Genomic DNA, 16,770 nt, shown 5'->3' with positions numbered 1-16,770 from the left:
AAAGCTAAAGTGTTGACTCATAAAAATACTAATCCGGTAATTGAACTCACCATTAGATGCCATATGTATTTCCATTGCTGATATCTATGATTTTTTTGAGATTTTTCTCTCCTCTCGTTCCAATCGTACAGAAATCTCAGTTTATTTTATAAAGATACACTTCTTTTAATTTAAAAAAACAGACCATAGACGTCCGTCCTAATGTTAAAATATCATTATAACGATAATGGTAAGTCAGTAATTAATAAGGAAATAATACTTAAACTATCGAAGTGAGTCTGAACCTATTTCTTGTTTCTGCATTAAAGTTTTTGAGTACTCGTTTTGGTCACAAAAAACCAAATTGCGCCAACTAAAGACAGCTGGCGCAGTTTTTTAATAAATAGATCTTAATTGAATGTTAATCTTCAAAATTCTAACTAAAAAAAAATTTTACTTAAATCTCAAATTCAGAGAGATGATATCAGATTTCATTCCTACGGATTTTGTATAATGTCCGTATCTGATTTCTAACATATTCAGCCTTTCAACACCAAATAAACCATTCTTCGGACTGATTCTTATTCCCGCTCCGTAAAAATTACTGCTGAATTTTGACATATCATAATTACTGGTATAAAAGTCATCAAAAGCCGTGTGTTGCTGATATGGTGCAAAATATTTGGCTGCAGTCTGAGAATAATACCTGTAAAATGGAGTTACCGAAACAAAAGGTGAAATTTTCACAGGCGTTTCTAAACTGAATGTATTTGATTTCAAGCCCCAATCATCAGTGTAATAACGATAATAAGTTCTCAAAATGACTTTGTCGCCGAGGAAATAATTTGCTCTTACTCCCAAAGGAATTTTAAACCGTTTATCCGGCAAAGTTTCCTGATGGACGGAATTATCATTGAAATAAACCCTATGGAAAGGTAAACTCAAATATCCTGTCTGCTGAACACCATCCGCCAACAATTCAACCTGAAAGTTCTGATTGATAATTTGTGAATATGATAGTGACAAAGCATAAGTATTTCTTCCGCTTGTTCCATAGTTATCATGTTCTCCTCCTGTACTTCCATTGGTTCTCAGTTCAATCGGTGCAATCAGTTTTACCTGATCCAGATAAGCCTGGAATTTCGCCGTAAACTCTCCCATTCTGTTCTTTGTCTTTTGTGAAAACCCAATGTTTGCTCCGTACGATGTGTAATCAAACTCGAAGGAAGTAGAAATACCCGCCATTAAAGTGGTTCCTTTATCCGTATTTTCACGGCTCCAGCTCAATGCAGGATAAATTCTGTTGTCTGCATGGGAAGCGGATGAATTGGCTTTCAAATCTATCATATCCGACGAAGCAGAAGTATAATGATCGATCCCGACACTGAGATCGAATTTATTTTTTCTGTCTTTCTTGTCATATTTTACCATGGTTACATCGATGGTATTGGAAATATCGGTTAGTTTTTCTGTACCAATTCCTCCCGTAACAGCAGAGTTATTGCCGTTTTGTTTATAATAGCTTGAAACTAAATTAGCTTCATCAAAAGTCAGCTTTTTAGGCTGCTCATTGTTTGTATTTTCCTGTGCTTTTGCATTGAAAATTCCGAAAAGAGCAATAACACTTACGATTATTTTTTTCATTCTTGAATCACAATTAAATTTTACGATTACTCTTTTTAATTACATCCGCAACCGCCACCTACTTTTCCTGCATTCGCACCTGAAGATCCTTCTCTGTACGATTGAAAGCTCAGTTCGGTTTTTTCAATTTTTCTGTTTCCAAGAGCCATTTCGGCATCGTTTAATTTGTTTTTCTCGTACTCTTTTACCGTTGTACAAGACTGTACTGAAGCAACTGTGATTAGTAAGAAGCCGAATATTTTTATAAGGTTTTTCATTTTAGATTAATGTTTTGAGATGAATAAATTTTGTCCTGATCATCAATAATGATGCATTCCAGATGGTTGATCTGGTTGATCATATGGAGGGCCGCATCAATTCCCATAATACTTACCGGAGTTGCCATTGCATCTGCAATTTCTGCGTTAGGACAAAAGATCGTAACACTTTTTACGCCCGAAACAGGCATTCCCGTTTTGGGATTGATGGTATGAGAATATTTTTTACCGTTGATAACGACGAATTTTTCATAATTTCCCGAAGTTGCAACCGCCATATCTGTAATATTCATATAAGAAAACGGCTGTTTTGCGTTATCGGGATCGGCAATTCCCACAGTCCAGGGCTTTCCGTCTGCCTGATTTCCCCAGGTCGTTAAATCTCCTGAAGCATTTACAATTCCGGAAGTGACACCTCTGTTTTGAAGCATCTGTTTTGCCATTTCAGCAGCATACCCCTTACCGATTCCTCCAAATCCAATCCGCATGCCTTTTTCTTTTAGCAGAACAGTTTGCTCTTCGCGGTTAAGAATAATATTCTGATAATTTACTAGTTTCAGATGATCTTTAATCAGTTCAGGATTCGGAAGCTCTCTCATTTCCTTGTCGAAATTCCAGAAACTTTTATCGATTCCACCATAGGAAATATCGAAATATCCGTCTGTTATTCTGCTGATTCTAAGGCTTCTTTCAATCAGATCAAAAATCTCCCAATCCACTTTTACAGGCGTGATTCCGGCATTTCTATTGATGAGATTGGTCTGGCTTTCCTCACTGAATGTCGTCAAGAGCTTTTCAATTCTCCGAATCTCGTTAATCGCTGCATCGATATGCTGATTTGCCAACTTTTCATCATCGCTTACAACAGTAATTTCAAAAGCGTTCCCCATTAGTTTCTGAGGTCTTTTGAATTCTCTTACCATACTTTTTATTTTTGATTTTCTTTTATACTTTTTATCTCTTTGCTGAAAGCCAGCGCATCTTCCGAAGGCAGTCCTTCCCAGCTTTTCAGGACTTTTCCTTCAGAATTCAATAACAATGTATAAGGAAATAATCCTTTTTGATTGTATTGATCGGCAAGCGAAGCATTTTCTTTTTTCAGTTCAGAGGAAAGCTGATTCTTTTTATTTCTTGGAAAATCTGCATTGATATAAACGATGAAATTTTCCGACTCCAGCTTTTTAAATTCATCAGTTTCTATGATATTTTTGTGAAGTTTGATGCACGGAATACACCAGTCTGAACCTGAAAAATTCAATAAGATAAGTTCTTTATTTTGGGAAGCTTGTTTTTTGGCATTTTCCAAACGGCTTTGCGCATGAATGCCAATAGCGAATACAACCATTAATATGGCTGAAAATAGTGTTTTCATTATTATAAAATTAATGATATAAAATAATTGATGATGTTGGTCTGTGAGCACAAACCAAATTGAGACTGAATTATATAAAAGAAACCCTTGGTGGTTCCCATACGGAATTCAGAAATCCTTTATAACAAAGATCTTCATCTTTTGATGGGATTTTATGACATTCTAAAGAACTGAAATGATATGGTCCCGTTTCAAAACTGAATCCCTGATTTATCGTAAAAACCAATGACAAAGGGGCAGAATGTATGATAAACGGAAGTTTCTGATCTTTACCGTAATCTCCATCTTTCACAGGATGATCATAATGTGTTTTTAGAAATGCGGTAAGTGTCATATCCGGATTCAATTCTTTATGTTCGAAATAATGCTCGACCAATTCCGGGATTTTCAAAAGCTGATACAATTCGGTTGTGGAAACCAAATATAAAAATAACAACAATATGGAAATCAACTTTTTCACTATTCAAAATTATGAAATATTTTATTACAAATATTTTTTATCTTCTTCCCAAATATCTTTTCATCAACTTATAAAGCTCAAACCACAAAACTGAAATAGCAGCAACAATCAATGTCATTCCCAATTCTTTTGCTTCAAGCGGAGTTACACTAAAGAATGCTGATACCGGCTTTACGTAAAGAATAAAAAGCAATAATACAAGAACCAACACGGAAATTCCTGTCAATAAAAAGTTACGATTTTTAAAACTTTCAAAAATACTATAATAGAAAGACCGGTTTACCAGACTGAGTAATATATTAGAAAATATTAAAACACTGAAAACCAATGATCTAGTTTTATATTCATCATTCCCCAGACCAAGAGAATACTGATATATCCACAGTATTCCTGCCGTAATGATGAGTCCCTGAATAATGCTTATTGTGAGTTCTCTCCAGTTCAGAAAAGTATCTGTCAGTGCTCTTGGAGGTCTTTTCATTGCATTTTTTTCCATTGGCTCATTTTCATAAACAATGGAACAGGTTGGCCCCATAACCAATTCGAGAAAAATAACATGTACCGGAGTGAATATATGTGGAAATACCCAACCCAGAAATAAAGGTAAAGAAACAGTGAGTATAATAGGAATATGAATAGAAATAATATACTGGACCGCTTTTTTTATATTGGCATAAATTCTTCTTCCTGCAGCAACCCCAATTACGAGTTTATCCAGATCATCATTGGTGATGACCAGTGCTGCGGCTGATTTGGCAATTTCAGTCCCTTTATTTCCCATGGCCACTCCAATATGAGCTGCCTTTAAAGCTGGCCCGTCATTCACACCATCTCCCAGCATTGCCACTACGTGGCCTTGAGCTTTCAAGGCAGAGACCACTTCCAGCTTTGCTTCGGGAAACATTCTTGTAAACAAAGTAGTCTCTTCAGAAAGTTTTATAAGGTCCAATTCTGAACATGCTGCTATTTCACTTCCATTAACTGGCGGAGTATTGTTTTCTATTCCTGCCTGCAATGCAATGGCTTTGGTAGTATCCGCATTATCTCCTGTAATGACTTTTACTTTAATACCGGCATCGTAGATATGTTTAAATACTTCTTTTATTCCTTTTTTGGGAGGATCATAAAATACGGTCAGACCTAAAAAGTCAAATTTAAAATCCTGCTGCTTGTCAGGGAAATCATTTCCTTCAAAATGAGATCTGGCAACACCGAGAACTCTGTATCCCTGTTCTCCGAAATTCTTTATTAACGTTCTTATTTTATTTTTTTCTTCTTCTGAAAGACTGGAAACACTTATAATGGCTTCCGGAGCTCCTTTAGCTGCTATAATTCTGTCTTTTTGCTCATTTTCAAAAAGATGGGTCATCATCGGCGGTTTACCTTCCAACGGGTACTCATGAAACAGCTGATAGTCTTTTCTTTGATCAGGCTTACGATTCTGTTCATAGACCTTATGTAGTGTTATTTCCATGGGGTCAAAAGGTACAGGTTCACTACTCCACATCGCATAATCAATGAGTTCATGCAGCACTGTTGTCTCAAACTCTGTTTCTTCATAAGTTCTGTCAGAACGGTAATCATATAGATGTTTCAATTGCATGGAGTTTTCCGTAATCGTTCCTGTCTTATCAGTACAGATTACAGAAACGCTTCCCAGCGTTTCTACAATACTGCTTCGTTTAATAATAATTCCTTCCCGCATCAGTTTCCATGCGCCCAAGGCCATAAAGGTCGTAAAGGCTACAGGAATTTCTTCAGGAAGAACAGACATTGCTAATGTAAGCCCACTCAATAAACTGGTCACAAAATCTCCTGTTTTGACAAAGCTGAAGATGCATACTGCCAGGAAGATGATGAGCCCGATAACAGCCATCCCCTTTACAAAGTTCCTGATCTGAAGCTGTAAAGGAGATATTTCTGTTTTTATATTGAGTATGGACTGTCCTATTTTTCCTACTCTTGTTTCCTTTCCAATATTTTCAACCTCAAAAACCGCAAGTCCGGAAACTGTAATTGTTCCGCTGTAGACTTTATTATCTTCAGATTTGCTGTCCTTGAAAACAGAAAAGCTCTCTCCGGTAAGGGAAGATTCGTTGACAGAAAAATCGTTGCTATGAACAATTCTTCCGTCCGCATTGATGAGGTTTCCTTCTTCGGTAATACACAGATCACCAACTGCTATTTCAAAAGTAGGAATATCTAAAATCTTTGAATCCCTGATTACTTTACTTAAAGGTTCATTCAATTTTTCAAGTTCTTCCAGTGCCTTTTTGCTCCGGTTATCCTGATAAAAAGAAATTGCAGTAACTCCAACAATAGCAGCAAACATAAATAAAGCCTCGCCATAATCTCCTGTAAGCACATAAATGAAGGAAACACATATAAGAAGAATCAGCATCGGTTCTTTAAGGATGTTGAGAAGAAGATCTGCCCATGATTCTTTCTTAACCGCTTCGAGACGGTTATATCCGTATTTTTTTCTGGAAGCGGCTACTTCAGATTCTGTAAGCCCTTTCAAATTTTCCGGTATATTGTAATTCATACGAAATGGATATGATATTAAATTTACTGATTGTTTTGTTATATCAGGGTACTATTTCTGTTTTTTTACAGCCTCCTATTCAATCTGCTTTTTCACCTCATTTACCCATTGTTCAATTTCTGACTTTTGGGTATCAGTCAGCTTTGCATTCTGATGAACAACGGTATAGGATGTAAGGGGCATTTCGCCCTCTCTGATGGTTTCTGCAACCTCGTCAAGTTTCTTTATTTTTTTCTCTTTTGAATAACTGTTAAATTCATCAAAATTGAGATGCCGTTTTCCTGAGTTCACATGATCTGCCAGCCACCATTTTACAGGCTGTATGTTATTGTACCACGGATAAGCCGTGGTGTTGGAATGGCAGTCATAACAGCTTATTTTTAATAATCCCAGTACATGAACCGGAACCTGATAATGTTTTTCAATGGCATTATCCGAAGGAACTGTTGCAATATTTTTATCAGTATCAAAAAACTGAATCACAATCAGAAACAAGGCTATAAAACCTGCTCCTGTTTTTATTAAAGATGATGTTTTCATAATTTGTATTTATTGATAAGTTCTTTTATTTTACTATAATTTTATTCATCTGCAGTGTTCTTAAGTTTCATAAGAAGTGTATATGCATTTTTGATGACTATTTTTTTATTCTTAAAATCGTCAGTATTCATAATCTGTACGAATCCGTTTTCTGTTTCGCCTAATGTTACAGCAGTCAATCGGTAGGTCTGTTTTTTTTCTTCAACGAAGACAAAGTCTTTTCCTTCAAAATTGACAATACTCTGCTCGGGAACAGCATTGGAAAAAGAAGTACTGGTCTCGATCTCGGCATTCATATACATTCCCGGTACAAGACTCTGGTCATATTTTTCAAAATGACAGTGTACTTCAGCCCATCCGCCCGGGTTTACATCTTTGCTGATCAGCAGAATTTCACCATAGTATTTTTTATCAGGTTCGGCATTGGTATAGGCAGCAAACCTCTGCCCTTTCTTCAGATTTACCAGATCTTTTTCATATACTTTGAGATTTAGATGAATATCATCCGGATTAATAAGTTCAAAAAGGACATCGGAGGGATTCACATATTTACCAATATTCACGTTGACCTTGCTTACAAAGCCATTGATACTGCTGTAAACCGGTACACTTTTTTGAATACTTCCCGAATTGAGAGATTCAGGATTGATATTGATAAGGCGGAGCTGCTGAGCCAGGGAGTTCATCAGGATTTTCTGACTGTTCATTTCAGACTGAGCCTGCTGCATTACCTTATCGCTGGTGGCCTGACTTTGGTTAAGGGTTTTCTGGCGGTTATAATCCAATTGGGCAAAATGATTTTTAGATTTTGCCATTAAATAATCCTGCTGAAGCTGAATAAACTGTGGATTTTCTATCACTGCAATTACCTGCCCTTTTGATACCGGCTTTCCCGGAAGCAGGCTGCTCGATTTCAGGTATCCGCCTAAAGGAATACTGACAGAAACCAGATTTTGCGGTGGTACATCTATCATTCCGTTAAGTTTTAAAACAGAGGAAATCTTCTGTAAAGAAAGTACCGTTGTTACTACAGGTGCATTTTTCAGTTGAGCATCCGTAAGCGTTACAACATTTTCATCTTTAGAAGATACTGCGGCTGGTGCCGGCTTGGCTTTTCCATGGTCTCGACACTCATAAAACATGAGCAATCCTATTATTGACAGGGAATATGATATAATTTTAAATGTACGTTTCATTGTTATGGATTTAAAGTGAGATATTCCAGCTCTATAGCACTCTGATTCAGTTTCCAGACTGCATCGGTATAGCTGTTTTTTAAAGTAACCGCCTGATTGATCAGGATGACAAATTCCAGATAATTGATTTCGCCGGCAAGAAACTGTTTTTTAGCTGTTTCAGTGATGATATCGGCATTTTTCAGTTCCGAGTTTTCGTATTGCGAAACAATATCAAGGTTAGCCTGATAAATTCCGGATGCCTTTCTGTATTGATTCTGCAGGTTGAATTCCATGTTGGCAATATCACTGTCCACAACAGATTCAGCAATTTTTGCGGCCTGAATTCTGGCTTTCTGTCCGCCTGAAAAAACAGGAACCGAAACCCCAAGCTGTACAGAATGAAACTGTGGTGCACCGTTGTAGACTTTTTCATCAGCACCCGTCCCTCTAAAGCTGTTGAGGTTGTAGGCCAGCTGAAGTCCGGGAAGCATTTTTGCTTTTTCAAGGGCAATCTGCTGTTCAGAAATATTTTTCTGTTGCTGTAATACTTTAATAGCCGGATGCAAGCTAAGCTCCTCTTTAAGACCTCCATGGTAAATTTTCTGATCTTCAGGAAGGAAATCTGTTTCTGTATTTAAAAGCCACTGAAGCTGATATCCCAACACAGTAAGCTCCTGTCGCAATTGCTTCAGCTGAATTTCAATAGAAGATTTCTGATTGGAAGCCGTAGTTTTTTCCAGAATATTGCTTTCTCCTGCTTTCAGACGGATATTTGCCTTATCGAGAAAATCAGTGTACAGCTTTAATGTTTCCTGAAGCAGCTTTTCTTTTTGTTTCGCATACAGGATATTATAAAAAGTAAGACTCACCGCTTTCTTCAGTTCATATTCCTTAAGAGAAACATTCAGCAGAGACTTTTTCCATTCTTCCGTGTATACATTCTTCTGCTTTTTATACACAGTCGGAAATGCGATATTCTGTGAAATTCCGAATTTCATATCCGTCAGTGCACTGTTGATCTGACCATAATCTACTGTTACTCCCGTTTGAGGAATATCAGATGATGACCTGATAAGGGCTTTTGTATATTCTGATTTTAATTTTTCATTTTTAAGATTTCTGTTATTTTTCAAAGCAATATCAACAGCATCCTGCAATGTAACGGAAGTCTGGGAGTTTACCTGCCCCGCAAAACCGAAACATATAATAAAGACGAGAACGGAAATCTTTTTTTTATTTTTTATTTTTTTCATTTTTAAATCCTTTTTCAATAGTTACATACAATAATGGTAAGACGAACAGAGTAAGAAAAGTTGCGACCATCAGTCCTCCAATGACCACTGTGGCCAAAGGTCTTTGTACTTCTGCTCCTGCTCCGTTGCTGACAGCCATCGGAATAAACCCCAGTGAAGCAACGAATGCTGTCATCAGCACCGGTCGAAGCCTCGACTCTCCACCATCTGTAATGATTCTTACAATATTTTTAATTCCTCTCTTTTGAAGACGGTTAAACTCTGAGATCAGCACAATTCCATTGAGTACTGCCACTCCGAATAGAGCAATAAATCCCACACCCGCACTAATGCTGAAAGGCATTCCTCTAAGTGCCATCAGAAATACACCACCAATAATAGAAAGTGGAATCGCGGTGTAAATTAACAAGCTTTCTTTAACGGAATTAAAGGCAAGGAAAAGCATTACGAAAATAAGAGCCAGAGCAATGGGAACTGCTATCATGAGACGCTGTTTGGCATTATTGAGGTTTTCAAACGAACCTCCATACGTCATATAATATCCTGTAGGAAGTTTCATTTTCTGATCTACCTTCTGCTGAAGTTCTTCTACAATACTCTGAACATCCCTGCCTTTGATATTAAAACCTACTACAATTCTTCGTTGGGCATTTTCCCTCTGAATCTGATTGGGACCATTCTTCACTTCCACTTTAGCAAGCTGGGACAGCGGAATCTGATTTCCAAATGGTGTAGGAACCAAAAGATTTTTAATATCGGTAACATTTTTCCGGTCTTTGTTATCCAGACGTACGACCATATCAAAGCGTTTTTCACCTTCAAAAACCAATCCGGTACTTTGCCCCGCAAATGCGGTATTAACCACACGGTTGATATCTGAAACAGATAAATGGTACTGAGCGATCAGAGGACGGTTGTATTCAATGATTACCTGCGGCATTCCCGAAACAGGTTCTATATAGAGATTCTGGGTTCCTTCCACTGTTTCTATAATTTTCCCGAGCTTCTGGGCATTTTGGGAAAGTACATCAAGGTCTTCCCCAAAAATTTTGATCACGACGTCCTGTCTTGCCCCGGTCATCAGTTCATTAAAACGCATCTGAACAGGATATTGGAAGCTGGCAGTAATTCCTGGTACATCCTGCAGTTGTTTCCCCATTTTATCAGCCAGCTCCGGAAAAGTGGACGCTGAAGTCCATTCTTTTTTATCTTTTAGAATAACCATCATATCAGAAGCATCCATCGGCATCGGGTCTGTAGGAACTTCCCCGCTTCCAATTTTTGTGACCACTTTTTCCACTTCGGGAAATCTGGATTTGAGAATGTGTGCTGCTTTCTGGGTACTTTCGATAGTTGTCGTCAGATTACTTCCAGTTAAAACCCTGGTATCTACGGCAAAATCACCTTCTTCAAGGGAAGGAATAAATTCACCACCCATTTTGGACAAAATGAAAACAGCAGTTATAAATAAGACTGCCACTATCCCAAAAACTATTTTGGGCACTCTGAGAAGTTTGAGCAAAACTGCCAGATATACCTTCTCTACCTTTTTCATCATTCTGTCTGATAATGTAGGCTTACCGCTTCTTTTTCTAAGCAATAACGCGCTCATCATTGGAATATAGGTCAGTGAGAGCAAAAATGCTCCTAGCAGTGCAAAAGCTACGGTCTGGGCCATAGGCTTAAACATTTTGCCTTCAATTCCCTGCAGGGTAAGGATCGGGAGATAGACAATCAGAATGATAATCTGTCCGAAAACGGCGCTGTTCATCATTTTTCCTGCAGATTCTATAACGACGGTATCCATTTCTGATTTTCCGACAGAGAAAATCTTTTTAAACTTTGAATTATGACTGAACTGATGTAAAACAGATTCCACAATAATCACTGCTCCATCAATAATCAGCCCGAAATCCAAGGCCCCAAGACTCATCAGATTTCCGCTGACTCCAAAGAGGTTCATCATACATATTGCAAAAAGCATCGCCAAAGGAATAACAGAGGCAACCAGCAAGCCTGCTCTTATATTCCCAAGAAATAAAACGAGTACGAAGACTACAATCAATGCTCCTTCCGTAAGGTTTTTTTCTACTGTTCCAATGGCATTGTTCACCATTTTGGTTCTGTCCAGAAATGGCTCTATCACCACTCCCTTCGGAAGCGATTTCTGAACCTGGGCAATTTTTTCCTTTACATTTTTTATGACCTGATTACTGTTCTCGCCTTTGAGCATCATTACTACAGCTCCAGAGACTTCTCCCTCATCATTAAAGGTCATGGCCCCATAACGGGTTGCAAACCCCTGCTTTACCTCAGCAATATCCCGTATAAACAACGGAACATCATTTGTTTTTGTCGCAATAGAAATATTGTTGATTTCTTCAATACTTCCTACTAACCCTTCACTCCTGATATATAGAACAGTAGGTCCTTTCTCAATATAGGCACCTCCTGTATTCTGATTGTTGGCCTGCAATGCATCAAATACGTCATTGATTGTTATTCCATAGGCATTAAGCCTGTCTGGATTTACAGCAATTTCATATTGTTTCAGCTTGCCTCCGAAGCTGCTCACCTCTGCCACTCCTTTTACTCCCAAAAGCTGTCTTCTTACAATCCAGTCCTGAATGGTGCGGAGTTCTGTGATATTGTATTTTTTTTCATATCCTTTTTCAGGCCTCACTACATACTGGAAAATTTCGCCAAGTCCTGTCGAAATAGGTCCAAGCTGCGGATTTCCTATTCCCTGTGGAATAACGGACTGTATCTGTTGGAGCCTTTCGGAGACCTGCTGCCTTGCCCAATAGATGTCTACATCATCTTCAAAGACAATGGTAACCAGAGAAAGTCCAAACCTGGAGAAACTCCTGATCTCCTTTAATCCTGAAATATTATTGTTGGCCTGTTCTATAGGAAAGGTAATAAGCCGTTCTATATCTGTTGCACCAAAAGAGGGTGCCATCGTAATGACCTGTACCTGATTATTGGTGATATCCGGAACAGCATCTATTGGCAATTTGGTAACCTGATAGGTGCCTACACCAATAAGTCCCAATACCAACAATGCAATAATGAGTTTATTCTTTACAGAAAACTCAATGATTTTTGTAAGCATAAAAATGATTGATTATCTTAATTATTGTAATGAAATTCTGGTATCCTGAAACGTAGCCCCAAGCATCTACATATCATGCAAACACCTATAAGGAAAGAGAATACCTTCCCAATCAAAAAATGACTGAGAAAAACAGATTAAGATTGACGAAATCTTGGCGGCTGCCAGATAGAATTAAGAATTTCCTTATTGTAAAGCGCACTTTTGTAAAAGGTCTTCTTGATTTCAATAGGAGTAAACACCTTCTCTACACAATGAAAATCTAAGGAAGGATTAATAGTGAAAACCACAGACAACAGGTTTGCATGTGATACAAAAGGTAATCTCTGGTCCTGATCATGGTCACTGTCTTTCACAGGGTGGTCGTAATGGGTTTTCAGAAATGCAGCAAGTGACATTTCAGGATTGAGATTTTTATGCGTTATATAATGCTCTATAAGGAGCGGTATTTTCAAAAACTGATACAATTCAGTTGTAGAAACTAAAAACAATGATAGCAACAATATGGAAATCAACTTTCTCACGCTATCAAAATTATCAAATTTTTAGTTAAGAATAATTTTAAATAAGCTAATCATTACATATTTATATTTAGTTTTACTAAAAACTACTCCATAATATTTTTGTTGATAGCGTATTCGTCATAGACAATATTAATGAGTTCATCAGAGTTAATATTTCGCGAAAAAATAGGATAATGGAAAGCATCAAGCTTGTTAAGAATACGAATGAGATCCATCTTTTCTTTATAGGTAAGATTTCCGGCAACAATATTCGTTGCCTGACGAATTTTTTCCATTTGTCTTTCGAGAACAATCAATCCTTTTTCTGAAATACGGATGAGCTTGCTTCGTTTGTCCATATCAGACTCTGTCTGCTCCACAAGTTTCTGACGAAGCAGCCTTGCAATAACAAGCATGCCAACTGGCTTATCATGTATATTTTTTTTGATAAGTGCCATTTTGGTCATTTCGCCAAAAGCTTTTAAGTTGATAAGGTAAATAAAGTCTTCCTGAGTAGAAAATTCAGAATTAATAATAGCTGACTTTGAATAGGTTTTAGCGTATCGGTTTATATGGACCAGTAAGGTACTAATTGCACTTTCAGCACTCCTGCCATTCTCTTTTCCTTCCCAATACGGCTCATCAACAAGGTTCTCTCCACCGGAAATCCATGATTTAAAGCCTTCAATAGTAGGTGGATAAGAATGTGAAGATGTTTTATTCTCTGACTCAAATTGCTCAAGAAGAGTCATAAATTCTTTGATAAGGGTAAAATTCATTTCAATTAAATACTATGCAAATATACCTGCTTTTAATTTAATATCAATTCTTTGCTCACTGCATATCGTGTCTATTCAAGGAATAATAAAAAGAGGAACCAATTACTATTTTTGAAACATTTATGTAAATCTCTCAACAAGCAAAAAAGAATATAAATAAACCAAATTAAAAATTAAGAAAGCTGTCCGAAACTGATAAAGTTTCGGACAGCTTGTCGTATGAGGTCTTTGAATTAATTTGTTCTTTTTCTCCATTCAGCCTTCACATCTTCAGCGGCATCTTTTGTACTTTCCCAAGCTTCATCGGCTTTATCTTTAATATCTTCCCATGCCTCGGACACATTTGATTTTACCTTATCTAACCAGTCTTCCTGCGTCGCTTCCTGATCATTATCTCTTTTTTCATTGATATAATCTTTTGCTTTATCCGCTAATTCACTGATCTTCCATTTTGCATTATCAGCCGCATTTTTTAAAGAGTTTTCTGTTTCATTAACTGCATTTTCCGCTTTGTTATAATCTGAATTATTCATAATATAATATTTTAGTAATTGGTATATAAATAAACAATGTCCATGCCTAAAACGTCCGTTAATATGTTAAAAATATCTTAAAATATTAAATCATCATTTTAAAAACCACACTTCATTTAATTATGCGTCTCATAACCAATGACATAATCTTTCATGCATCCTACAATATTCTCTGCAGCAGTATATCACTTTATGTCCTTATGCTACTATGACGCTGATCATTCTTTTGCCAATTTATCCGGTATCACCGGTTAGCAGAATTTTCTCCCATGACATCTGAATTTAAATGTATCCTAAAACATTATCCCCAAAAGGCATTAAATCTTCTCTAAAAGATGGCCAAAGTATTTTTTCTTTTTCACAAGATAACTTTCATTCACTTCATTGGAATCAATTTCCAAAGGAATTCTGTTGTTGAGAATAATCCCACTGTTCTCTATTGATCTGATCTTATCCGGATTGTTGGTCAACAGATTAATATTCCCGACCTCTAAAATATTCAACATTTCAACGGCTATGTCAAAGTTTCTTCCGTCTGCCGGGAGCCCTAGTTTCAAATTGGCTTCAACAGTATCCAATCCTTTCTCCTGAAGTTCATATGCCCTGAGTTTATTAATGATTCCGATATTTCTTCCTTCCTGACGAAGGTAAATGATCACTCCTCCATTTTCCGACATATATTTCATAGCAGCATCAAGTTGTTGTCCACATTCACATTTTTTGGAATGAAAAACTTCTCCTGTAATACATTCTGAATGAAAACGAACATTGACAGTTGTATTAAAATCTGTATTGTCTGCTACCCAAACCAGATGGGGACTCCAGTCTTCTTCATTCTCCGAAAATGCATACACCATGAACATCCCATATTCTGTAGGTATTTTTGATCGAGCTTGTATTTTGAGCATTTTTTCTGATTTTAAGTTAATATAATCTATTTTTCAAACGGACTTTTTCTGTCTTGTTTTACCCATATCAATTTTGAAGTATCATAACCGATCTCCTGAGCTTTACTGAGAAAATTTTGTTTTATGTTTTCGGGAACGGTCTTTTCACGGGATAGAATCCACAAATAATCTAAGTTTTTTCCAGCAATCAAGGCGTATTTGTAATCTTCCAGGGCTACGACGTTATATCCGCTGTAAAAAGGGCCGAAAAAGCTCACTTTCAGAGCTGCAGTGTTCTTGTCTCCTCTAAATTTAGCTGTTCCATTAACAGACACCCATTTATTCTTTTTAAAATTATACCCGCTGTTGACTACTTTTACATTTCCTTCCTCATTAAGACTGTACTGAGCGATTGCATTATCAAGATCTTTTTCAAAGCGATAATCGAATCGGGCTATCTCATACCATGTTCCTAAATATCTATTGACATCAAATCGATCAATAGGCTGTGCTTTTTCGGGCATAGAAGAACAAGAAAACAAAATGATTAACAATGTGAAACTTGATAATAATGTAAGAATGAATTTATTTTTCATTTTTAGTTACTTTTTTAAAGAAATAAATATTAAGTAAAAACTGACTGTAACCATAAACGGCATCTTCTACAGGGATAGTTCCCATTCTAATCCCTAAAAAGTCATCGGGATTATAATTAACAACCGGCGAAGGAATAAAAGAACCTGTCAGGATTCCATTCACTGCAAAAAAACCGGGCATCAATATCAGATATACGAGACTAACCTTTCCTATCCATTCTTTTTGAGCAATAAAATGAAGATAAAATAGGGTAAGCAGTGTTACAATTACGGTAAGAAGCGTGTATATTTTCTCATAATAAAGAAAACCAACCACACCAAGGATAATAAATGACGTGAATACGATGAGATTATTAAAAGCACCAGCCCAATCAAGACGATAGAATTTCTCAATGCAGTAATAAGTGAAAACGCATGCAAAAGGAATACAGTAAAAAAACAGCCATTCTTCAACAGGAAGTCCTGCTATTTTAAATCCTAAGGTATAATTGAGATCAAACCACCATACTCCATTTGCGGTAAACCATATATCCCAGACAATAAAAGGAACTCCCACAATGGTCGATGACAGAAGAAACTTTCCAAAAAATCTGCTAAACTGTATTCTTCTGTCAAAAGATGCAATAAAGCAAATAATGATCGTGAAAAAATTAATCAGTATGTAAGTATAAGGCATCATTTTTTATTGAAATACATTTTAAAATATTTAACAGGAACCCACAAAAAGCCAAAACATTCTCCTTTTTCTTTACCCAAATGTTTGTGATGTTGCTTATGGGCCCGTCTTATGGCAAGGAAGTAAGGGTTTTTTGCTTTTGTAAAAATTTTTGCTCTCTGGTGAATAAAAATATCATGCACAAAGAAATAGGCCATTCCGTAGAGGCTTATTCCCAGACCGATAAAAAACCAATAACTGAAATTCTGCTGTACTCCCAGATATAATAAAGCAATAGCCGGGCTTGCAAAAATGAAAAAGAACCAATCATTCCTTTCAAGCTTGCCATCATGACTGTGATCATGATGATCCCTGTGCAGGAACCACAAAAAGCCATGCATAATATACCGATGGATCAGCCATGTAGCTCCTTCCATTGAAATAAATACTCCCAAAACGATCAGAATATTCATT

At 36.9% G+C, this 16,770-nt stretch carries 15 protein-coding genes and 1 pseudogene; all 16 read right to left on the bottom strand.

The features are described from left to right. Window positions 1-432 precede the first annotated feature (432 nt). On the bottom strand, window positions 433-1,623 hold the full coding sequence (locus PZ898_RS02605; protein ID WP_062669903.1) for a DUF3570 domain-containing protein: 1,191 nt from the start codon (window positions 1,621-1,623) through the stop codon (window positions 433-435). A gap of 35 nt (window positions 1,624-1,658) precedes the next feature. Beyond that, on the bottom strand, window positions 1,659-1,880 hold the full coding sequence (locus PZ898_RS02600) for a DUF4266 domain-containing protein (protein ID WP_062669905.1): 222 nt from the start codon (window positions 1,878-1,880) through the stop codon (window positions 1,659-1,661). Further along, the gene (locus PZ898_RS02595) at window positions 1,877-2,803 is read right to left on the bottom strand and encodes an FAD:protein FMN transferase (protein ID WP_216444703.1); all 927 of its coding nucleotides are present in this window, start codon (window positions 2,801-2,803) and stop codon (window positions 1,877-1,879) included. Before PZ898_RS02595 ends, PZ898_RS02600 begins: the two co-directional genes overlap by 4 nt. 5 nt (window positions 2,804-2,808) lie before the next feature. Continuing rightward, window positions 2,809-3,252 (bottom strand): thioredoxin family protein, encoded by a 444-nt coding sequence (locus PZ898_RS02590; RefSeq protein ID WP_120230997.1) that lies wholly within the window; start codon window positions 3,250-3,252, stop codon window positions 2,809-2,811. A 70-nt stretch (window positions 3,253-3,322) separates the two neighbouring features. Beyond that, on the bottom strand, window positions 3,323-3,712 hold the full coding sequence (locus PZ898_RS02585) for a hypothetical protein (protein ID WP_062669911.1): 390 nt from the start codon (window positions 3,710-3,712) through the stop codon (window positions 3,323-3,325). Between the two features lie 37 nt (window positions 3,713-3,749). Next, window positions 3,750-6,257, bottom strand: a complete 2,508-nt coding sequence (locus PZ898_RS02580; protein WP_277694701.1) for a cation-translocating P-type ATPase — start codon at window positions 6,255-6,257, stop codon at window positions 3,750-3,752. Between the two features lie 75 nt (window positions 6,258-6,332). After that, a complete protein-coding gene (locus tag PZ898_RS02575; protein WP_277694700.1) occupies window positions 6,333-6,797 on the bottom strand; it encodes a heme-binding domain-containing protein in 465 nt (154 codons plus the stop codon). A gap of 41 nt (window positions 6,798-6,838) precedes the next feature. Then, window positions 6,839-7,993: an efflux RND transporter periplasmic adaptor subunit gene (locus PZ898_RS02570; RefSeq protein ID WP_120230994.1), complete on the bottom strand. Its 1,155-nt coding sequence runs from the start codon at window positions 7,991-7,993 to the stop codon at window positions 6,839-6,841. Window positions 7,994-7,995: 2 nt separating this feature from the next. Continuing rightward, a pseudogene (locus tag PZ898_RS02565) lies at window positions 7,996-12,343 on the bottom strand (CusA/CzcA family heavy metal efflux RND transporter). 137 nt (window positions 12,344-12,480) lie between these two features. Continuing rightward, the gene (locus PZ898_RS02560; protein WP_238590563.1) at window positions 12,481-12,741 is read right to left on the bottom strand and encodes a hypothetical protein; all 261 of its coding nucleotides are present in this window, start codon (window positions 12,739-12,741) and stop codon (window positions 12,481-12,483) included. A gap of 209 nt (window positions 12,742-12,950) precedes the next feature. Beyond that, complete coding sequence (locus tag PZ898_RS02555) at window positions 12,951-13,625, bottom strand: MarR family transcriptional regulator (protein ID WP_123278314.1); 675 nt, start codon at window positions 13,623-13,625, stop codon at window positions 12,951-12,953. A 233-nt stretch (window positions 13,626-13,858) separates the two neighbouring features. Further along, a complete protein-coding gene (locus PZ898_RS02550; protein WP_062669922.1) occupies window positions 13,859-14,158 on the bottom strand; it encodes a hypothetical protein in 300 nt (99 codons plus the stop codon). A 317-nt stretch (window positions 14,159-14,475) separates the two neighbouring features. Beyond that, on the bottom strand, window positions 14,476-15,066 hold the full coding sequence (gene ribA, locus PZ898_RS02545) for a GTP cyclohydrolase II (RefSeq protein WP_062669924.1): 591 nt from the start codon (window positions 15,064-15,066) through the stop codon (window positions 14,476-14,478). A gap of 26 nt (window positions 15,067-15,092) precedes the next feature. Then, window positions 15,093-15,641, bottom strand: a complete 549-nt coding sequence (locus tag PZ898_RS02540) for a lipocalin family protein (RefSeq protein WP_062669926.1) — start codon at window positions 15,639-15,641, stop codon at window positions 15,093-15,095. After that, window positions 15,631-16,320 carry a lycopene cyclase domain-containing protein gene (locus PZ898_RS02535; protein WP_062669928.1) on the bottom strand — a complete coding sequence of 230 codons (690 nt, stop codon included), beginning with the start codon at window positions 16,318-16,320 and terminating at the stop codon, window positions 15,631-15,633. The genes PZ898_RS02540 and PZ898_RS02535 overlap by 11 nt, the downstream gene beginning before the upstream one ends. Next, complete coding sequence (locus PZ898_RS02530; RefSeq protein ID WP_062669930.1) at window positions 16,317-16,769, bottom strand: sterol desaturase family protein; 453 nt, start codon at window positions 16,767-16,769, stop codon at window positions 16,317-16,319. The genes PZ898_RS02535 and PZ898_RS02530 overlap by 4 nt, the downstream gene beginning before the upstream one ends. Window position 16,770: the final 1 nt, after the last annotated feature.

The organism is Chryseobacterium sp. WX, assembly GCF_029542485.1.
GTDB classification, from domain to species: domain Bacteria; phylum Bacteroidota; class Bacteroidia; order Flavobacteriales; family Weeksellaceae; genus Chryseobacterium; species Chryseobacterium cucumeris.
This window is presented reverse-complemented; position numbering and strand designations above follow the sequence as displayed.